This is a genomic window from Pseudobutyrivibrio sp. ACV-2, assembly GCF_900107545.1.
Lineage (GTDB): Bacteria > Bacillota > Clostridia > Lachnospirales > Lachnospiraceae > Pseudobutyrivibrio.
The window spans coordinates 575,639-592,094 of sequence record NZ_FNQZ01000001.1 but is presented as its reverse complement, the minus strand read 5'-3'; the positions used below and the strand labels follow the sequence as shown (position 1 = coordinate 592,094).

19 protein-coding genes and 2 pseudogenes are annotated in these 16,456 nt (G+C 37.5%); 18 read left to right on the top strand and 3 right to left on the bottom strand.

Annotated elements, in window-relative coordinates:
* Nucleotides 1-200: pseudogene (locus BLV53_RS02745) on the bottom strand (ISNCY family transposase); the annotation flags it as partial.
* Nucleotides 201-368: 168 nt separating this feature from the next.
* On the opposite strand from BLV53_RS02745, the gene BLV53_RS02740 reads away from it, so the two are divergent.
* The 14 genes and pseudogenes from BLV53_RS02740 (at nucleotide 369) to BLV53_RS02675 (ending at nucleotide 12,421) form a co-directional block, all read left to right on the top strand.
* Nucleotides 369-611: a DUF7662 domain-containing protein gene (locus BLV53_RS02740; RefSeq protein ID WP_090296711.1), complete on the top strand. Its 243-nt coding sequence runs from the start codon at nucleotides 369-371 to the stop codon at nucleotides 609-611.
* Between the two features lie 3 nt (nucleotides 612-614).
* The gene (locus BLV53_RS02735) at nucleotides 615-815 is read left to right on the top strand and encodes a hypothetical protein (protein WP_090296709.1); all 201 of its coding nucleotides are present in this window, start codon (nucleotides 615-617) and stop codon (nucleotides 813-815) included.
* Between the two features lie 282 nt (nucleotides 816-1,097).
* Nucleotides 1,098-1,211: pseudogene (locus BLV53_RS02730) on the top strand (Maff2 family mobile element protein); the annotation flags it as partial.
* A 299-nt stretch (nucleotides 1,212-1,510) separates the two neighbouring features.
* A complete protein-coding gene (locus BLV53_RS02725; RefSeq protein ID WP_090296704.1) occupies nucleotides 1,511-2,908 on the top strand; it encodes an ATP-binding protein in 1,398 nt (465 codons plus the stop codon).
* A 705-nt stretch (nucleotides 2,909-3,613) separates the two neighbouring features.
* Nucleotides 3,614-4,048, top strand: coding sequence for a MarR family winged helix-turn-helix transcriptional regulator (locus BLV53_RS02720; protein WP_090296701.1), 435 nt, complete (start codon nucleotides 3,614-3,616; stop codon nucleotides 4,046-4,048).
* A gap of 10 nt (nucleotides 4,049-4,058) precedes the next feature.
* Nucleotides 4,059-5,423: an MATE family efflux transporter gene (locus BLV53_RS02715; RefSeq protein WP_242879025.1), complete on the top strand. Its 1,365-nt coding sequence runs from the start codon at nucleotides 4,059-4,061 to the stop codon at nucleotides 5,421-5,423.
* 266 nt (nucleotides 5,424-5,689) lie between these two features.
* Nucleotides 5,690-6,460, top strand: coding sequence for a nuclear transport factor 2 family protein (locus tag BLV53_RS02710; RefSeq protein WP_090296697.1), 771 nt, complete (start codon nucleotides 5,690-5,692; stop codon nucleotides 6,458-6,460).
* Between the two features lie 110 nt (nucleotides 6,461-6,570).
* A complete protein-coding gene (locus BLV53_RS02705; RefSeq protein WP_090296695.1) occupies nucleotides 6,571-7,011 on the top strand; it encodes an Rrf2 family transcriptional regulator in 441 nt (146 codons plus the stop codon).
* Nucleotides 7,012-7,064: 53 nt separating this feature from the next.
* Entirely contained in the window at nucleotides 7,065-7,877 is an 813-nt protein-coding gene (locus tag BLV53_RS02700; protein ID WP_090296692.1) for a protein-ADP-ribose hydrolase, read from the top strand.
* Nucleotides 7,861-8,874, top strand: coding sequence for an SIR2 family NAD-dependent protein deacylase (locus BLV53_RS02695; RefSeq protein WP_090296691.1), 1,014 nt, complete (start codon nucleotides 7,861-7,863; stop codon nucleotides 8,872-8,874). The genes BLV53_RS02700 and BLV53_RS02695 overlap by 17 nt, the downstream gene beginning before the upstream one ends.
* 387 nt (nucleotides 8,875-9,261) lie before the next feature.
* Nucleotides 9,262-9,789, top strand: a complete 528-nt coding sequence (locus BLV53_RS02690) for an ATP-binding protein (protein ID WP_090296688.1) — start codon at nucleotides 9,262-9,264, stop codon at nucleotides 9,787-9,789.
* Nucleotides 9,790-10,066: 277 nt separating this feature from the next.
* Nucleotides 10,067-10,870: a MerR family transcriptional regulator gene (locus BLV53_RS02685; RefSeq protein WP_090296687.1), complete on the top strand. Its 804-nt coding sequence runs from the start codon at nucleotides 10,067-10,069 to the stop codon at nucleotides 10,868-10,870.
* A gap of 129 nt (nucleotides 10,871-10,999) precedes the next feature.
* Nucleotides 11,000-11,365 (top strand): ACT domain-containing protein, encoded by a 366-nt coding sequence (locus BLV53_RS02680; RefSeq protein WP_090296683.1) that lies wholly within the window; start codon nucleotides 11,000-11,002, stop codon nucleotides 11,363-11,365.
* Between the two features lie 24 nt (nucleotides 11,366-11,389).
* Entirely contained in the window at nucleotides 11,390-12,421 is a 1,032-nt protein-coding gene (locus tag BLV53_RS02675; RefSeq protein WP_090296680.1) for a DMT family transporter, read from the top strand.
* Nucleotides 12,422-12,472: 51 nt separating this feature from the next.
* Here the strand turns inward: BLV53_RS02675 and BLV53_RS02670 are convergent, their stop codons facing one another.
* Nucleotides 12,473-13,198: a MerR family transcriptional regulator gene (locus BLV53_RS02670; protein ID WP_090296677.1), complete on the bottom strand. Its 726-nt coding sequence runs from the start codon at nucleotides 13,196-13,198 to the stop codon at nucleotides 12,473-12,475.
* A gap of 300 nt (nucleotides 13,199-13,498) precedes the next feature.
* On the opposite strand from BLV53_RS02670, the gene BLV53_RS02665 reads away from it, so the two are divergent.
* Nucleotides 13,499-14,095, top strand: a complete 597-nt coding sequence (locus BLV53_RS02665) for a helix-turn-helix domain-containing protein (RefSeq protein WP_026488959.1) — start codon at nucleotides 13,499-13,501, stop codon at nucleotides 14,093-14,095.
* Between the two features lie 35 nt (nucleotides 14,096-14,130).
* Nucleotides 14,131-14,337 carry a hypothetical protein gene (locus BLV53_RS02660; RefSeq protein ID WP_090296674.1) on the top strand — a complete coding sequence of 69 codons (207 nt, stop codon included), beginning with the start codon at nucleotides 14,131-14,133 and terminating at the stop codon, nucleotides 14,335-14,337.
* 459 nt (nucleotides 14,338-14,796) lie between these two features.
* Here BLV53_RS02660 and BLV53_RS02655 read toward each other — a convergent pair whose 3' ends face one another.
* Entirely contained in the window at nucleotides 14,797-15,597 is an 801-nt protein-coding gene (locus BLV53_RS02655; RefSeq protein ID WP_090296672.1) for a hypothetical protein, read from the bottom strand.
* A 267-nt stretch (nucleotides 15,598-15,864) separates the two neighbouring features.
* On the opposite strand from BLV53_RS02655, the gene BLV53_RS02650 reads away from it, so the two are divergent.
* Complete coding sequence (locus BLV53_RS02650; protein WP_090296669.1) at nucleotides 15,865-16,254, top strand: DUF3795 domain-containing protein; 390 nt, start codon at nucleotides 15,865-15,867, stop codon at nucleotides 16,252-16,254.
* Nucleotides 16,255-16,266: 12 nt separating this feature from the next.
* Nucleotides 16,267-16,440, top strand: coding sequence for a chorismate--pyruvate lyase (locus tag BLV53_RS02645; protein ID WP_090296666.1), 174 nt, complete (start codon nucleotides 16,267-16,269; stop codon nucleotides 16,438-16,440).
* The last annotated feature ends 16 nt before the right edge of the window (nucleotides 16,441-16,456 follow it).

Below are 16,456 nucleotides of genomic sequence, written 5' to 3'. Positions count from 1 at the left end.
GCCCAAAGTAGCGCTTGCAAAGGGTATTTACGGGTTCTGCCCGTTGATGCATAGAAATGATTTCTGAAAGAAATCGGGATAATTTCATCAAGATTGATATAGGTTTCTAATAGAGCCAGAAACGCAGGCTTGTCTTTTTCAAGTTTATCTTGGCAGTCTGAATAAATATCAGCCAAAGAAAGCTGTTTATATGGTATCATATATATCAGAATAACTCCTTTCTTGGTTAGTACAGTGGTTTCTCGTCAATTCTATTGTACCATATCAGTGGGGAGTTATTCTTTTTTAGTTAACAAAAAATGCCGCATTTACGCGGCTTGTGGCGTTTTGCAAACGCCTATTAGAAATTATAATTTGGGGGTGATTATATGTCTAAATATGATGTTTTGGCTGATTACCTTAAAACTTGTGGAAAAACAGTAATCAGACTTTCTTTTGATACTATTGAAGAAATATTAGGATTTAAACTTCCGCAGAGTGCTCATAAATTTAAAGAATGGTGGTCAAATAATGATATGGGGCATTCACATGCTGCTGGTTGGCTTGGTGCTAATTATAAAGTTTCAAATCTTAGTCAAACTGATAAGTGGGTTGAATTCACAAAGGAGTAGCTTATGGATTTTAATAACAATGGCAAATTGGATTTGGAAGATTTAATCCTTACAGAAATCATTCTTGAAGATGAAGAGAATGAGGGTGATAAAAAAGGTGGCGGTCCTAATAAACCATCAGGAAGAGGTTGCCTTACATCTTTTCTTCTAATAATAGGAACTCCGATTATCTTATTTACAGTTTTGATCATGCAGATATGTTAAGCGAATAAGAATTTTACATAGACCAGTACCTCTGGGGACGCCCAGATTGATTTGTACTGGTCTATTATTATGCCCATTTTTAGCGCAAGGAATGGACATGAGCGTAACTATCAATTCATTTTCAAGAAAGGAAAATTCGGGAGAAGCTACTTCCGAATGAAGGTACGATGATGAAGGTATTTAGGGTGATCAGATCCTGGTGTAAGAAGGCATGGAGGAAGATTAAGAGATGGATGATGAAGCCATTTAGGAAGAAAGCGAAACCCGGACCAGAAGAGCAAAATGGCATTTTTCAATTCAGCAATCACAGTATTACAGACACTTGTTATCGCACTTGGCACAGGCCTTGGTGTATGGGGCGGTGTAAACCTTTTTGAGGGGTACGGCAACGACAATTCCCGGATTGTTTTAATCCGAGGGAAGATACAACTGAATATGGAATAGGTATGAGATTCCAAAAGCATTTATTAATAAGAGCTGCGCGATTAATTATGGAGCTCATCGACGTTTTCGTTTGGTGGGAGAAATGGTAATAAAGGTTTATTTAGTCTAGAGGGTCTTCGGACACTCTTTTATTATAAGTGGATAAAAGTATACATTGACATCTATGGATACTATGCTAAAATTATTTTTAATAAAACATATTTTAACAAAATTAGTTTTAGTAAAGAAAATTATTAGCGGGAGAAATAACTATGTTTATAGGAAGAGAACATGAAATGAGTGTGCTGGAGGAAACATATAATCAGCCAGGTTTCCAAATGACTGTTATTTATGGTCGCAGACGTATAGGTAAATCTACCCTTATCACAGAATTTATTAAGGATAAGAGCGCGTCATATTATATAGCAGCAAAATCTAGCTTAGAAGATAATGTTAAAAAGTGGAGTGCACAATTCATTTCTGATATCGTACCAGAGATGGAAGGTGTGGAGTTTTCGGATTTGGAAGGCTTCTTTAAGTTTGTAGGTAATAGTTGTAAGGATGAAAAAACTGTAATTGCTTTGGATGAAATACCATATATTGCCGAAGTGGACGAGTCTTTTCTATCAAGATTTCAAGGTGCGATTGATTCAATTCTTAGTAAGAAAAATATATATCTTATTATTAGTGGCTCTGCAATTAGTTTTATGGAAAAAAAGATCTTGAGTGAAAAGAGCCCACTGTTTGGCAGACGTGATAATCAAATTTTTTTAAAACCATTTGATTATCTGGATTCTGCTAAATTCGTGCCTAACTACAATAATGAGGAAAAGGCTGTTGTATTTGGTGTAACCGGAGGAGTCGCAAAATACTTAACACTTTTTGATGACTCTGTTTCGTTAGATGATAATCTAATTAATAATTTTTTTAAACCATCCGGTTACCTCTATGAAGAACCATACAATTTGCTTATGCAAGAGTTTCGAACGGTTAACACATATAATACAGTGATTGAGGCGTGCTCAGGTGGAGCAAATAAAGTAAATGAAATTGCTGACAAAGTACATGAGTCGACCGCTGCTGTTTCATATACTATAAAGAATCTTACTACAGTTGGAGTTTTGGCAAAAGTTTCCGCCATAACAGATGAAAAGAACAAAAAGAAGGTTAACTATGAAATCGTTGATGGCATGTATCGGTTTTGGTATAAATTCATACCTAAGGGGCGTGCGGCCATCGAGATGAACCGCGGAGAAGTTTACTATAATACGTACGTGAAGAACAATTTGCATGATTTCATGGGTGAGATTTTTGAAGATATGTGTAGATATTACGTTCTTTCACACGGGCTAGATGGAAAGCTGAAATGCATGACTACAAATGTAGGAAAATGGTGGGGGATGGGACATGATCGTATTCCAACGGATATTGATGTTGTAGGAATTGATGAAATTGGAAAGAAGGCAATTCTTGGAGAGTGCAAGTTCAAAAATGAACAGATAGATAAGCCAGTTTATGAAGACCTGATGAACAGAAAGGGGCTCATTGATAGAAAATACGAGGAAGTTCAGTATATGTATTTTTCTTTGTCAGGTTTTTCTAAGTGGGTTGTTGAGAACGCTGATGCTGAGAAGGTATCATTGCTAACATTAGATGATTTGTATAGCTGAATGCGAAATCCCAATAGGTGATAGAGCCTTTTTAGGGATTGCAAAAAGTGTCGTAGGTTTGCAGAACAGCACAGGCAGCTATTGCTAACAAGTAATCTGAGATTATTTGTAGAAGTAACATAATTAGATTTTTAAATCCAGGTTTTCCAGTTCCGGAAGACCTGGATTTTTTTGTAGGGACGTGAGGCTTTTTATGTTCAAATTTGTTATAAAAGTGATGAGTTGGACAGTGCTAGGGAGAAAAATGCATCCCAGATAGGAAATTTATAGATTTGGGATGAATGATAATGGAGCCTGTTTGAAGCTATGCATCCCAAATGCGATTTATTTGTTTTGGGATGCATAGCTTTAAGAGAGGATTATAGAGAAATGCAACCCATAGGCCGGTTTTGAGATTTAGGGATGCATGAGTTTTTAGATAATTTTTAGCGCAATGCATCCCATAGGTAAGATTTTGGTATTTGGGATGAAAAAATATTTAACGCTATGCATCCTGAATACGCATTATCGATATACGGGATGCATTACTGCTAAAAAACTGCTTCTATCACTGCTTGAGAAGATGTTGTGTGGCGGTTCTTGAACGCCAGATTGTAAACGCTATTATAAAAGTTGACCATTGAGGGTGTCTCTTATTTTTTGACTTGACAAAAGTCTGAAATCGGACTAAAATGTAAAAGTCTGAAATCGGACTAAGGAGGTACTATGCAAAAGCAGGATAATACAATGCATCAGTTTGATGCCATTTATGGAGAAATTTCAAATGTATATCACGAAATCAATCGCAAGCTGGGATTGACGGATACGGAATCCATTGTTTTGTATTCTGTGGCAGTTGATGAAAATGTATCCCAGAAGGCTATCTGTAGTTTATCAGGTCTCAGCAAGCAGACCATCAATTCTGCAATTAAAAAGATGATTAATGATGGAATTCTTCAGCCTTTGTCTGGTCAAAAGAATGAAAAGCTTATCCCGACAAAAAAAGGACGAAAAATTATTGATGAGAAGATTAGTATTTTAATTGAGATGGAAAACAGGATCTTTAACTCCTGGACGCTAGAAGAGAGGAAAATCTTTATCGATTTGTACACAAGATATTTAGACATGCTCAAGGATGAGTGTGATAAATTAGAGGTTTAGAGAGGTATTTGTGAGAAGTATTTTTAGAAAAAAAGTAAAACATAATGCTATAGAATTGTCGAATCATTTTACTTATTCTTCCTTGATTCGATTTACTATGTCATCCATGTTAATGATGATATTTGCATCCATCTATACAGTCGTGGATGGATTTTTTGTTTCAAATTATGTAGGTAGTACACCTTTTGCAGCGTTGAACCTAATCTTTCCATTTGTCATGTTTTTCTCTGCAATCGGATTTATGTTTGGTGCTGGTGGAAGCGCTTTAGTAGCATTGACATTAGGACTTGGAGAAGAGAAAAAGGCAAATGGTATCTTTTCCTTTATCATATATACGGCACTTGGATTAGGGATATTGCTTTCTGTCGTTGGATTTATTTTCACACCGCAGGTGGCGGTGCTCTTGGGTGCAAGTGATGAGATGTTGCCATATTGCATTATCTATGCCAGGGTTTCTTTTGTTGGACTTCCAGCATTCATGCTTCAGAACTGTTTTCAATCCTTTATGATTACAGCGGAAAGACCACAGCTTGGGCTTAAGATTACACTGATTGCCGGTATTACAAATATGATTCTGGATGCAGTTTTCATGGGATTCTTAGGCTGGGGACTTTGGAGCGCAGCACTTGCGACTATTATTGGGCAGTTTATTGGTGGTTTAGTTCCACTATTTTATTTCTTTGGACCTAATGGTTCGAAGCTTAGACTAGGGAAGCCGTTAATCGATTTTTCAGCTTTAGGTAAAGCGGTAGTGAATGGTTCTTCGGAATTTTGCTCTAATGTATCCATGTCGATTGTAAACATGCTTTATAATTTTCAGCTGATGAAATTTGCCGGAGAGCAGGGTGTATCCGCATACGGTATTATCATGTATACGAACTTTGTGTTTATTGGTATTTTCATGGGGTATTCCATGGGAGTTGCTCCTATTGCAGGATATAATCTTGGTGCTGGAAATTATGATGAGCTTAAAAATGTTTTCAAAAGAAGCATCAAACTTGTGGCAGGTGCATGTATCGTTATGACAGTTGTATCTCTTTTGGCTGCAGGATTTTTGGCTGGCATATTTGCGAAGAATGATGTTTCCTTATATGAGATGACACATCATGCAATTCTAATCTATTCCATTGCATACTTATTTGTTGGATGGAGTGTATTCTCATCGGCATTCTTTACAGGACTTAATAATGGAGTAATATCGGCGGCCATATCATTTCTTAGGACTTTGGCGTTCCAGGTAATAGCGGTACTGATTCTTCCAGTATTTTTTGGACTGAATGGAGTGTGGACAGCTATCGTTGTGGCTGAAGGACTGGCATTTGTGTTTTCGTTATTTTGCTTGTTACGATATAGAAATAAATATCATTATGTTTAAGTTTGACAATTATAGATTCTAAAATTGAATATTGTTATTGAAGGGCAGTCTTTCTACGCAGGGGCTGTCCTTTTTGATTGCAAAAGTTTGGAAGGGAGGAAGTCGAAGAAAATTTTTTTGAAAAATTTTAGATGTAATCATTGATATTACATCGAAACGGTGCTATATTAACACCATCGGATGCAATCACAATGGTTACAACAATGAACTTTTTAACATTCGAGGATAATTACCTCGCAGGGCAGAGCCCAGAAAGGAAAATAATTATGACAAATAAGGAAAAAGCATTAGCACTCATCGGAACATTCGTATCAGGAGATACAGCAAAGGCAAAAGAACTTCTTGCACCAGGTTATATTCAGCATAACCTCGCATTTGGAACAGGGGCAGATGCATTTGTCGCAGCAGTTGAAGGACTTGCACAGGCACCTGTAAAAACAACAGTTAATAACATTCGTTCATTTGAGGATGGAGATAAGGTTTTCCTTCAGACAGTATATAATTTTGCAGGAGCAGGAGAGCAGGTCGGATTTGATGTATTCCGCTTTGATGCAGACGGTAAGATTGCAGAACACTGGGATAATCTGGCAGACAAGGCAGCTCCTAATCCTTCAGGACATACTCAGATTGATGGAACTCTTGAGAAGAAAGATGTAGACAAGGAAGAGACACGTAATGTTGTTGCCGGATTTGTAGGCGATGTACTTCGTGGGGAGAATCCTGACAAGCTCACTTCTTACTATGATGGAGATAAATATATCCAGCATAATACTTCAATTGCAGATGGTCTTTCAGGTCTTGGAGCTGCACTTGAAGCTATGGCTAAGCAGGGAATCTCAATGGTTTATAACAAGACTCATATGGTTCTTGCAGATGGAGATTATGCTCTTGCCTGCTCAGAAGGAACCTTTGGCGGTGTACCTACAACCTACTATGATCTGTTTCGTGTTGAGAACGGATTTATCGCAGAGCACTGGGATGTAATGGAGACATTAGCTGATAAGTCTACATGGGCTAATGAAAATGGAAAGTTTTAATGTAACCATTGCAACTACATCTGCCACGAAGTAAAATGGTGACAGGAGGGAGCAAATCGTCTAGTGGACGATTGTTCTGCACCGACCGAAATGGAATGGAGAGATTAAAAATGCAGATATCAAGCAGATTTACGGTTGCACTTCATATTTTTACATGTGTAGATACATTTAAAGATGAACACAAGGTAACGAGCGATTTTCTTGCAGCCAGTATAAATACGAATCCTGTCATCGTTAGAAAGATACTTACTCAGCTTAAGAACGCAGGACTAATAAATGTTATCAGAGGAACAGGCGGAATAGAGCTTACAAGAGATCTTAAAGACATAACTTTTTATGATGTGTATCAGGCAATTGAGCCTTTGGAGGATGGAGATTTATTTAGATTCCATGAATCACCAAATCCAGAGTGCCCTGTTGGTAGGAATATCCATTTACTTTTGGATGATAAGTTGAAAAGCATCCAGGAAGCGATGGAATCAGAGATGAAAAAATACACTCTTAATGATTTAAGATCCGGAATGCAGGAACTGTTGGCAAAAGAAGCTTAACAATGAGACTCTGAGGTGTTTACTTCAGAGTCTTTTTTAGAAGGATGTGGAATATGGAAACTAAGGCTAAAAAATCAACACAGGAAGAACGTCTTGATTATCTTGTAGAAGAGTTCAAGGCAGATTCAGATGAATATAAGGAATTACAGACTCCAAATAGTACGGAAGATAAAATACGAATCTTAAGGTCGCTTATGAACATCCGTATGCCAAAAGAATTGTCCTCTGAGGTAATGAAAGTACAGGATGAATATCTGACGGAAAGAGCGGCTGAAAAGGGTGTGGTGAATCTATCAGACATCCCGGTTATCAGGGATGGACTTTCTATCTGGCAAGGGGATATCACAAGACTTTCGGTGGATGCTATTGTTAATGCCGCTAATTCGCAGATGCTTGGTTGTTTTGTTCCGATGCACACCTGTATAGATAACTGTATTCATACTTTTGCAGGAGTGCAATTAAGAGCTGAGTGCAACAGGCAGATGAATGAACTTCGAACCAGATATGGAAGAGACTATGAACAGCCGACCGCCGTTCCAATGCTTACTGAAGCTTATAATCTTCCAGCAAAGAAAGTAATTCATATAGTAGGACCAATTGTTCAGTACAAACTTACTCCTGAATTGGAAAAGGATTTGGAGAACTGCTATAGAAACACTTTGGATATGTGTGCTGAAAATGGCCTTAAGAGCGTTGCATTTTGCTGTATCTCAACAGGGGTATTTCATTTTCCTAACGAGAGAGCAGCTGAGATTGCCTTTAAGACTGTGTCAGAATGGCTTCGTGAAAATCCTGGTAAGGTAGAAAGGGTGATATTCAATGTTTTCAAAGATGAGGATAAGGCCATTTATGAAAAACTTATATGATGATATTCCTAATGGTTATCAGGAAACTATAGAGAAAGGAATGAATGCTGTGAGATACTTTACTAGAAGCATGTCCTATGGTAAAGGAAGCGAAGAAGAGCAAATAAAAAGGCTTTTGCAAGAAATCAAGGAAGCAGACGCCATTGTCATTGGCGCAGGTGCCGGACTATCTACATCTGCTGGATTGACTTATAGTGGAGAACGTTTTGAGAAATACTTCTATGATTTTGCCAAAAGATTTGGAATAAGAGATATATATTCAGGAGAATTCTATCCGTTTCCTAGTGAAGAAATCCGCTGGGCTTGGTGGGCGAGACATATTTATTTTAACAGATATATTGATGCTCCAAAGCCAGTGTATAGGGATCTTCTTAAGATAGTTTCCGATAAGGATTATTTTGTTATCACAACAAATGTAGATCACCAGTTTCAAAGAGCAGGTTTTGACAAGAAAAGACTGTTCTATACTCAGGGTGATTATGGTTTGTTTCAGAGCGTGAATCTTGATATTCAGAAAACCTTTGATAATGAAGAGTGGGTAATGAAAGCTATGGAAGCACAAGGGTTTGTAAGAGATGATCAGGGAGTATTTCAGGTACCGATTGACGGTAAGCTACTGATGGAGATTCCTTCTAAGATGATTCCAAAGTGCCCTGATGACGGCTCTGATATGACTATGAATTTGAGAGCTGATGATTCTTTTGTCGAAGATGAAGGATGGCATAGGGCATCTGCAGCATACTCTGATTTTATTCGTAGACATGAGAATCTTCATGTTCTTTATCTTGAGCTGGGAGTAGGAGCTAATACGCCCGTAATCATAAAGTATCCATTTTGGCAGATGACGCTGGCAAATGAAAAAGCGGTATATGCCTGCTTAAATTATGGTGAATCATTCTGCCCAGAGGAAATTGCAGATAGAAGTATATGTATTGATGGTGATATTGCAACCATATTACAAAAGCCCCTCACTTGTTTTTCTTTTGCAGAAGAATAGGAAGCAGATTTAAGCGTCCACATGACCAAACCCTCAAGGTCGTGTGTGGCGCTTTTTTGTTATCCGAAACCGGTAAGCGCGCACCGGTGTTTCTATTAAAACTGTCAAAGAAAAGGAGAAAATTGAATATGGATTATGAACGTTTCAAAGAAGGTTTCCAGGATGCGTTAAAGGCTGAACTTGCCGTTAGAGGAGCTGATGTTGAACTTACTGCTCGCCAGAAGAGAAATTGGCAGTACTAGAAAGATGTATCTTGTTATCAGGAATATAGATTTGGTATTTCGTGAAGACTAAGGATTCTGTATAATTAAAGGCAGTGAAATTAACAAATCGGTATTTATAGAGGTAAATCGTATTTCAGGATAACCGACAAGAGGTATTTGAATTATGATTGTTATTATTACTGGGGCGTCACATACCGGCAAGACTGTTCTTGCTCAGCGGATGCTTGAAAAATACAAATATCCATATGTATCAGTCGATCATCTGAAGATGGGTTTGATCAGAAGTGGAAATACGAAACTTACTCCTGAGGATGACGATGATCTCACTTGCTATCTCTGGCCGATTGTTCGAGAAATCATTAAGACAGCGATAGAAAATAAGCAAAATCTTATTGTGGAGGGCTGTTATATTCCTTACGATTGGCGGAAGGATTTCGATGATGCTTATTTGGCCGAAATTAAGTTCATTTGTCTGGCAATGACGGATGTGTATATTGATGCACATTTTGATGATATACGGAATCATGGTTCGGACATCGAAACCCGACTTGATGATTCTGATTGTACTACTGTTTGGTTAAAAAATGATAATCAGAAGAATATAGAAGGTTTTGGACGGACAGGTGATCAAGTGATACTAATAGACAAAAATTATGAAAGTGCTATAAGAGAAGCTTTGAATCTGGAATAAAGCTTCCAGTTTAAAATGTCTAACAGGGGGGAGTATGAAGACTATCATTAAATCAGATATAGTAAGTGCATTAAAAAGTGTTGGGCTTCAGAATGGTGATTCAGTAATGGTACATACATCACTTAGAAAATAACTTGCGGGATAATTGACAAAGAAAAAATAACTTCCAGTTTTACATTTTATGAAAATATAAAAAAAGTATATTGACTCTCACATTATGTGAGGGATTATCGTTGTAGTGAGCTCAAGAGAAAAACATCCATGGAGGTAGGAACAAATGCTTAAAATAGGCGAATTTTCAAAACTATCCAGAGTAAGCATCAGGATGTTACGTCACTATGATGATATCGGACTTTTGAAACCGGCTGAAATCGATAATTTTACCGGGTACCGCTATTATCGCGAGGAACAGCTTTTTACCATCGGAAGGATCACATCACTCAAGGATATGGGCTTTACCCTTGCGGATATTATCAAGATCCTTGACAGCTATGATGATAAAGAAAAGATGGATGCTTTTCTGTCAGAGAGGCAGAAGGAACTCTCAAAGCTTTCCAAAGAAACGGAATACAAACTGATGCTTCTGGAAACAGCCAGAAAGAGGCTGAGGAAGGAGCAGAATATGAGTTTTGATGTAACTGTAAAAACAATACCTGAGAGATATGCTGCCACGGTTCAGATGGTGGTTCCTCACTATGAGGATGAAGGAATGCTTTGGAATACAATGATGAGTGAATGCAAGGATCTTGTGCCGGCAGACCCGTGTCTTGCGGCGGCTGAGTTTCTTGACCCCGAGTACAAGGAAGAAAATGTTGAAATCATTGTGTGGATGACAGTGAGTGGATCTTATAACGATACAGAACATGTGAAGTTTAAAACTCTTCCTGAAGTAAAAGTTGCAAGTTGTATTATTAAAGGCAGCTACGACCAGATGGGTGAGGCATATGCAACTGTGGCGTCATGGATCAAATCTAATGGATATAAAATAAATGGTTCTATGTTTAATATCTATCATGTGAGTCCTGCACAGACACAGAATCCTGATGAGTATGTAACGGAAGCTTGTTTCCCTATTGAGTAAATACTATCTATGCCAAGGGGCTTAATTGCTCCTTGACATGCTGTTAAAAGGATAACTCCGTCCCGGGGGCTCATTAAATATCAGTTTTATAGACGATGGCAAATCGGCAGTTTGTATGGGAGAACATAGATGGAACTGAAGAGAATAGATTGTAAACTAACAGTCTGTAAGGTAACTGAGGTATCAAGTATCAATTTAGAGTGGGATTTTTATTTTATTGGTAAGACAGATGAAGAGGTATCGTTAGTTTGTAAAACAGAAGATACTCCTATAAATACGGTGGAACGAGATGATGGATGGCGAGGTTTTCGTATTCAAGGAGTTCTTGAATTTTCATTAATAGGAATTTTGTCAAAACTTTCAGGCATTCTTGCAGAGCACAAAATTGGAATCTTTGCAGTATCGACATATAACACAGATTATATTCTTGTAAAAGAAGAAAATTTTGAGCGTGCATTGAACGTATTGGCTGCTGAAGGATATACAGTGGTATAGCTTCAATTTTGTAGGGAGAAAATTATGAACAAAGCAAAATCAATTATCTATGCTTTGCTAGCGGCTGTTTTTTATGCCGTTAGTGTTCCGTTCTCCAAAATTTTGATCAAGAATGTCGGTCCGACATCAATGGCGGCGCTTCTTTATCTGGGAGCAGGAATTGGTATAGGAATATTGGCTTTATTTAATAAAAGGGATAGAGAAAAATCTCAAAAGCTGTCAAGGAAGGATTTGCCCTACGTTATTGGTATGATTGTACTTGATATTGCTGCACCGATTTTTTTGATGCTCGGAATTAGCTATGGATCATCAGCCAATGCATCACTACTTGGAAACTTTGAGATTGTGGCGACTTCAGTTATTGCTTTGGTTATCTTTAAGGAAGCCATATCAAAAAGATTATGGGCGGCGATTTTTCTAATAACTTTATCGAGTATACTTCTCTCATTTGAAGGTATTGGAAGTTTTCAATTATCCTATGGTTCTTTGTTTGTACTTCTTGCAACTGTGTGTTGGGGCTTTGAAAACAATTGCACAAGGGAGATTTCTACTAAAAATACCTATGATATTGTCATGTTAAAGGGGATTTTTTCAGGACTTGGCTCTCTTGTGATAGCATTGATTAAAGAGGAATTTCTGCCTGAATATAGATACATAGCAGGGGCATTACTCCTTGGATTTGTTGCTTACGGATTAAGTATTTTTCTTTACGTGCGTGCACAGAATACACTGGGCGCGGCAAAGACCAGTGCCTATTATGCAGTAGCCCCATTTGTGGGTTCATTTCTATCGTTTGTATTCTTAAATGAGCACCTGTCGAGGATGTATCTGATTGCTTTGATTGTTATGATTGCAGGAGCATCGCTTGTTGTGGCTGATACTCTGATCAGGCATCATGCTCATCTGCATCAACACACTTTCGTACACACACATGATGGTTCCACGCACACCCATACAATAGAACACTCTCACGATCATAGTCACTATGTTACAGATGATAAGCATGGTCATCATCATTCTAAAGAGGAACTAGAAAAAACAATGATGTCAAAGTGACTTAGAAAAAATTAATCATTAGGGAACAGGAGGCATGTGCCTCCTGCCTGGTTACTTTACATATTCTGCAATAGCACGGCTGACAAATTCAGCAGTACCATTTCCGCCGGCCTTATCGATGTTTGTTTTGAACTCGCCATCTGCAGAGTACATCTTACCAAGACCTGCAAGGATTTCATTGGTGCATTTATAGAAGTTCTGGGTGATGTAGTTTTGGATATCTTTTACCATAGCCTGAGCTTCGGCAGATTTAGGATCGGAATCCTTAAGCTTGCCACTTTTCTCAAATAATTTCATGAAATCGCTCCAAAGCTTTTTCTCATCATCCTTAGAGCGGGAAGCTGACTTCTGTTCATATTCTGAAAAAGCCTTGCTGTCTCCCCATTGCTCTTTAGCTTTTCTTGTGTATTCCTCAAACTTGCTGGTATCAAATGCTGTAAAATCCATAATATTTTTTCCTCCGTTTTGTATTCCACGGGCGAAATCTATAAGGTTCTCCAGATGTTCTTTTTTCATCGTAAGAAGTTCAATCTGTTGCTCCAAGGCCTTCTTTTTGTCAAAATCAGGTCGCGTAACGATTTCCTTAATTTCTTTTAACGGGAACTCCAGCTCTCTGAATAATAAAATTTGTTGCAAACGTTCCATTGCTGCATCGTCATACAGTCGATACCCTGATTCAGTGTACTCTGTCGGCTTTAGTAGTCCAATTGAATCATAGTATTGCAGTGTGCGTATACTCACTCCTGCTAGTTTGCTTACTTCATTTACTGTCATCATTGTTTTTCCCTCCGTGGTAATTATACAATAAACTATGACGTAACGTTAGTGTCAACATCTTTTGAGGAAATGTCTCCGGCTGATTGTAAAGCTAAAGGACAGAAGATTTATTTCCATAAAATATGACCACCTAATTTTTTTAGCATTCGTAATATGGTAAGATTATAAAAATGCGTAGAAATGCCTATTTTACGGCATGTAAAAAGATTTTGACATGGCTAAAAAGCGTAAATGTCAAAGTCTTTTGATGGCAACGAAATCAATATCTCGGTATTCTGAGGTGGAAAGAGAGACATAAGAATGGAACTTGGGAACAGAATCAAAGAATTAAGGAAAGCACAAAATATTAACCAGGATGAATTGGCTGAAAAGTTATTTGTTTCAAGACAGACAATTTCAAACTGGGAGAATGACAAAAGCTATCCGGATATTCAGAGCGTATTGCTCCTAAGTGAAATCTTTAATGTCTCCGTAGACCAACTATTAAAAGGAGATGTTGAAAAGATGGAAAGAATCATCACAGAACAAACGCAGGCAGATATTAACAAGATGAATACCTACGCGATAGGAATGCTGATTTCTATAGTGGCACTTCTTATCTCTACGCCAGTATTGGCATTCACAACCGGATTTTGGTTTTTTATACCATTTGTATTGCTGTTTGCTTGCACAATGTATTTTGCCACTAGAATTGAAAAGTGCAAAAAGGAGTATAATGTCCAAACTTATAAGGAGATTGTAGCTTTTACAAAGGGAGAGGCGCTTTCTAAAGAAGATCAGATAAGAGAAGAGGCAAAAAGACCTTATCAAAAAGCTTTATTTGCAATACTGTCAGGCGTTATAGCTGCAGTGGTTTGCGGTGGTATAGGTGCAGCACTCATTCTGTTATTCAAATAATCATTTAAACGAAAACAACATTGGAGGATATAAAAATGAAATTATCAAAAGAGCAGCAGAAGTTATTTACTTTATTTATTTTGGGAATATTATTATGTGGTATCGCTCACATTTTCCCAAGTGGACTAAATGTCCTCGCAGCTATTGCAGGATTTCTTCTTATAGGATATTTCTCAGTTAAAAGCTATGACATCATGAAAGAAGAAAAGAAAGAAAAAGAGACAGAGCATGCTGAAGAATAATATCGAATCATCATAAATAGAATCTTACATAGACCAGTACCTCCGGGGACGCCTAGATTGAAATGTAACCTCCTTACTGGTTGTCCAGTAAATAGGGTACATATCATTGTGGCGGTCTTTTTCTTTGAAGGTATAATCATGGGCTGATATGGGAGGTGGTTATACCTTTTAGTGAGCTATGGGACACTATATTGAAACTAAAAAGGTATAACTGGCTTGGAAATTTATGTCGGGTTATACCTTTTGGTGGGCAATGAGACATTATATTGAAGTCAAAAAGGTATAACCAGAGTGGGAATTAACGTGAGGTTATACCTTTTGGTGGGCAATGAGACATTATATTGAAGTCGATAAGGCATAACCAGAGCGGAAATTTATGGTGGGTTATACCTTTTTGTGGGCGATGAGACATTGTATTGAAGTCAAAAAGGTATAACTAAGAGCAATAATTATAGATGGTTATACCTTTTTGTCTAGCAAGTAAGCTTCAATTGTTTTCTTAATAATATCTTCAGTAAGCGGTGAATTAATAGTTTCAAAGGTACATATAAGATTATGCCCTGGAACATAGCCGCTATTGATATAACTATTAAGTTTGTTCATTGCATTGAATCTATATTCAGCATTGTCCATCATTCCAAAGTGTTCCCAGATTAATTCGTTGTCTTCAGAAGCTTTATATATTGTAAAATCTGGGAAATATATAGTTCCATTAATCTCGAGCCCACATTCATATTTGAATGGAATATTATAATCTAATAATCCACGAACTATAAGAGTTTCTGATTTAGATCTGACGGTGATTCCAGCAGATGTTTTAAATCGAAGCGTTTCCTGGTATTTGTTATTATGTATATAAGGCTGGGATAGCCATTTCTGCTGTTTTATGTAATTAGGATTTAGCAGGGCTTGAAGCAGATTGCTATAGCCTGGAACGTTATAGAGTAGATCTGTTGATGAGATTTTGGGAGTTCTATCTATTTTTTGTTTAATAGAAGCTATCTCATTTTCGATTTCGTGTTTGCGAACCTTGTTATATCGCTTCTTGGCAAGGGCGGTTGCTAATTCGATATTTTCTTTTTTGATGTAAGTTCTTTTTACATTTCCATGGTTCTTTTCTATTTGAAAATATTTGAAACCATTTGAAGTTTTCACAGCATTAAGTGACCCATTAGGAGCTTTAGAAAGTTCCTTGGTAATCTTAGCTAGCTCAGAATTTAAAGAGGCAATTCTTTGCTCTTGTGATGAAGTTATGTTCATTAATATCCTTTCTAACTAATAGTAAAATTAGGGGGGTTATCGCTCGAATGAGCATTTGGAAAACAGTAGAAATATATAACAAAATTGATGCTTAATCAAGAACCAAATCATAATATGTGTGGATTATTTTAATTTGGCCTTAGGTTCTGTATACTAAAATGGAAAAGGATATAAGCATTTGTTTTCAGGATTCTTGGAAGACATCTAATGAATCGCAATGTAAGAAAGATTAGAAATAGATAAAATATAGTATGTGGGGGAATTTAGATGGAGAAGATAATAGCAGCATGTGGAAATGATTGTGCTGCGTGCCCAAGGTACGTGGCGCATCCATATGAAAAGTCAAATGAAGAACTACGACATACGGCAGAACTTTGGATGAAGATTGGCTATCGGGACCATCTTGTGACAAATGAAGAGATATCATGCACAGGATGTAAGCCTGAAAACTGGTGCAGATATCAGGTGGTGAAATGTTGCGAAGATAAGGGGATCAAAACATGTGCTGAATGTCAGGAATACCCATGCGATAACATGAAAGAATGTTTTCAGGTCACTAAATCTTTTGAGCCTAAGTGTAGAGAAGCCTGTACTGATGAAGAATATATGCAGTTGACGACTGCTTTTTTTGAGAAGGAAGATAATTTAAGGAAATAGGAGATAGATGATATGGAAACTTGGTTTTACACAGTTGTAAATATAGATGGGGATTATGCAAATCTAAAGAGAACAGATATAGATTCAGATGAGCTTAAGCTAGTAGCAAGAGCACTGTTGCCTGCTGATATTGAGGAAGGCACAATGCTTAAATATGAGTTGATGCAGTATTATATTGTAGGCTAATCGATGGGGGAATATA

Excerpts from the sequence above, each read along its gene's own strand:
- BLV53_RS02740 (WP_090296711.1), top strand. The coding sequence starts at position 369 with ATGTCTAAATATGATGTTTTGGCTGATTACCTTAAAACTTGTGGAAAA.
- BLV53_RS02735 (WP_090296709.1), top strand. The coding sequence starts at position 615 with ATGGATTTTAATAACAATGGCAAATTGGATTTGGAAGATTTAATCCTT.
- BLV53_RS02725 (WP_090296704.1), top strand. The coding sequence starts at position 1,511 with ATGTTTATAGGAAGAGAACATGAAATGAGTGTGCTGGAGGAAACATAT.
- BLV53_RS02720 (WP_090296701.1), top strand. The coding sequence starts at position 3,614 with ATGCAAAAGCAGGATAATACAATGCATCAGTTTGATGCCATTTATGGA.
- BLV53_RS02710 (WP_090296697.1), top strand. The coding sequence starts at position 5,690 with ATGACAAATAAGGAAAAAGCATTAGCACTCATCGGAACATTCGTATCA.
- BLV53_RS02705 (WP_090296695.1), top strand. The coding sequence starts at position 6,571 with ATGCAGATATCAAGCAGATTTACGGTTGCACTTCATATTTTTACATGT.
- BLV53_RS02700 (WP_090296692.1), top strand. The coding sequence starts at position 7,065 with ATGGAAACTAAGGCTAAAAAATCAACACAGGAAGAACGTCTTGATTAT.
- BLV53_RS02695 (WP_090296691.1), top strand. The coding sequence starts at position 7,861 with ATGAAAAACTTATATGATGATATTCCTAATGGTTATCAGGAAACTATA.
- BLV53_RS02690 (WP_090296688.1), top strand. The coding sequence starts at position 9,262 with ATGATTGTTATTATTACTGGGGCGTCACATACCGGCAAGACTGTTCTT.
- BLV53_RS02685 (WP_090296687.1), top strand. The coding sequence starts at position 10,067 with ATGCTTAAAATAGGCGAATTTTCAAAACTATCCAGAGTAAGCATCAGG.
- BLV53_RS02680 (WP_090296683.1), top strand. The coding sequence starts at position 11,000 with ATGGAACTGAAGAGAATAGATTGTAAACTAACAGTCTGTAAGGTAACT.
- BLV53_RS02675 (WP_090296680.1), top strand. The coding sequence starts at position 11,390 with ATGAACAAAGCAAAATCAATTATCTATGCTTTGCTAGCGGCTGTTTTT.
- BLV53_RS02670 (WP_090296677.1), bottom strand. The coding sequence starts at position 13,198 with ATGATGACAGTAAATGAAGTAAGCAAACTAGCAGGAGTGAGTATACGC.
- BLV53_RS02665 (WP_026488959.1), top strand. The coding sequence starts at position 13,499 with ATGGAACTTGGGAACAGAATCAAAGAATTAAGGAAAGCACAAAATATT.
- BLV53_RS02660 (WP_090296674.1), top strand. The coding sequence starts at position 14,131 with ATGAAATTATCAAAAGAGCAGCAGAAGTTATTTACTTTATTTATTTTG.
- BLV53_RS02655 (WP_090296672.1), bottom strand. The coding sequence starts at position 15,597 with ATGAACATAACTTCATCACAAGAGCAAAGAATTGCCTCTTTAAATTCT.
- BLV53_RS02650 (WP_090296669.1), top strand. The coding sequence starts at position 15,865 with ATGGAGAAGATAATAGCAGCATGTGGAAATGATTGTGCTGCGTGCCCA.
- BLV53_RS02645 (WP_090296666.1), top strand. The coding sequence starts at position 16,267 with ATGGAAACTTGGTTTTACACAGTTGTAAATATAGATGGGGATTATGCA.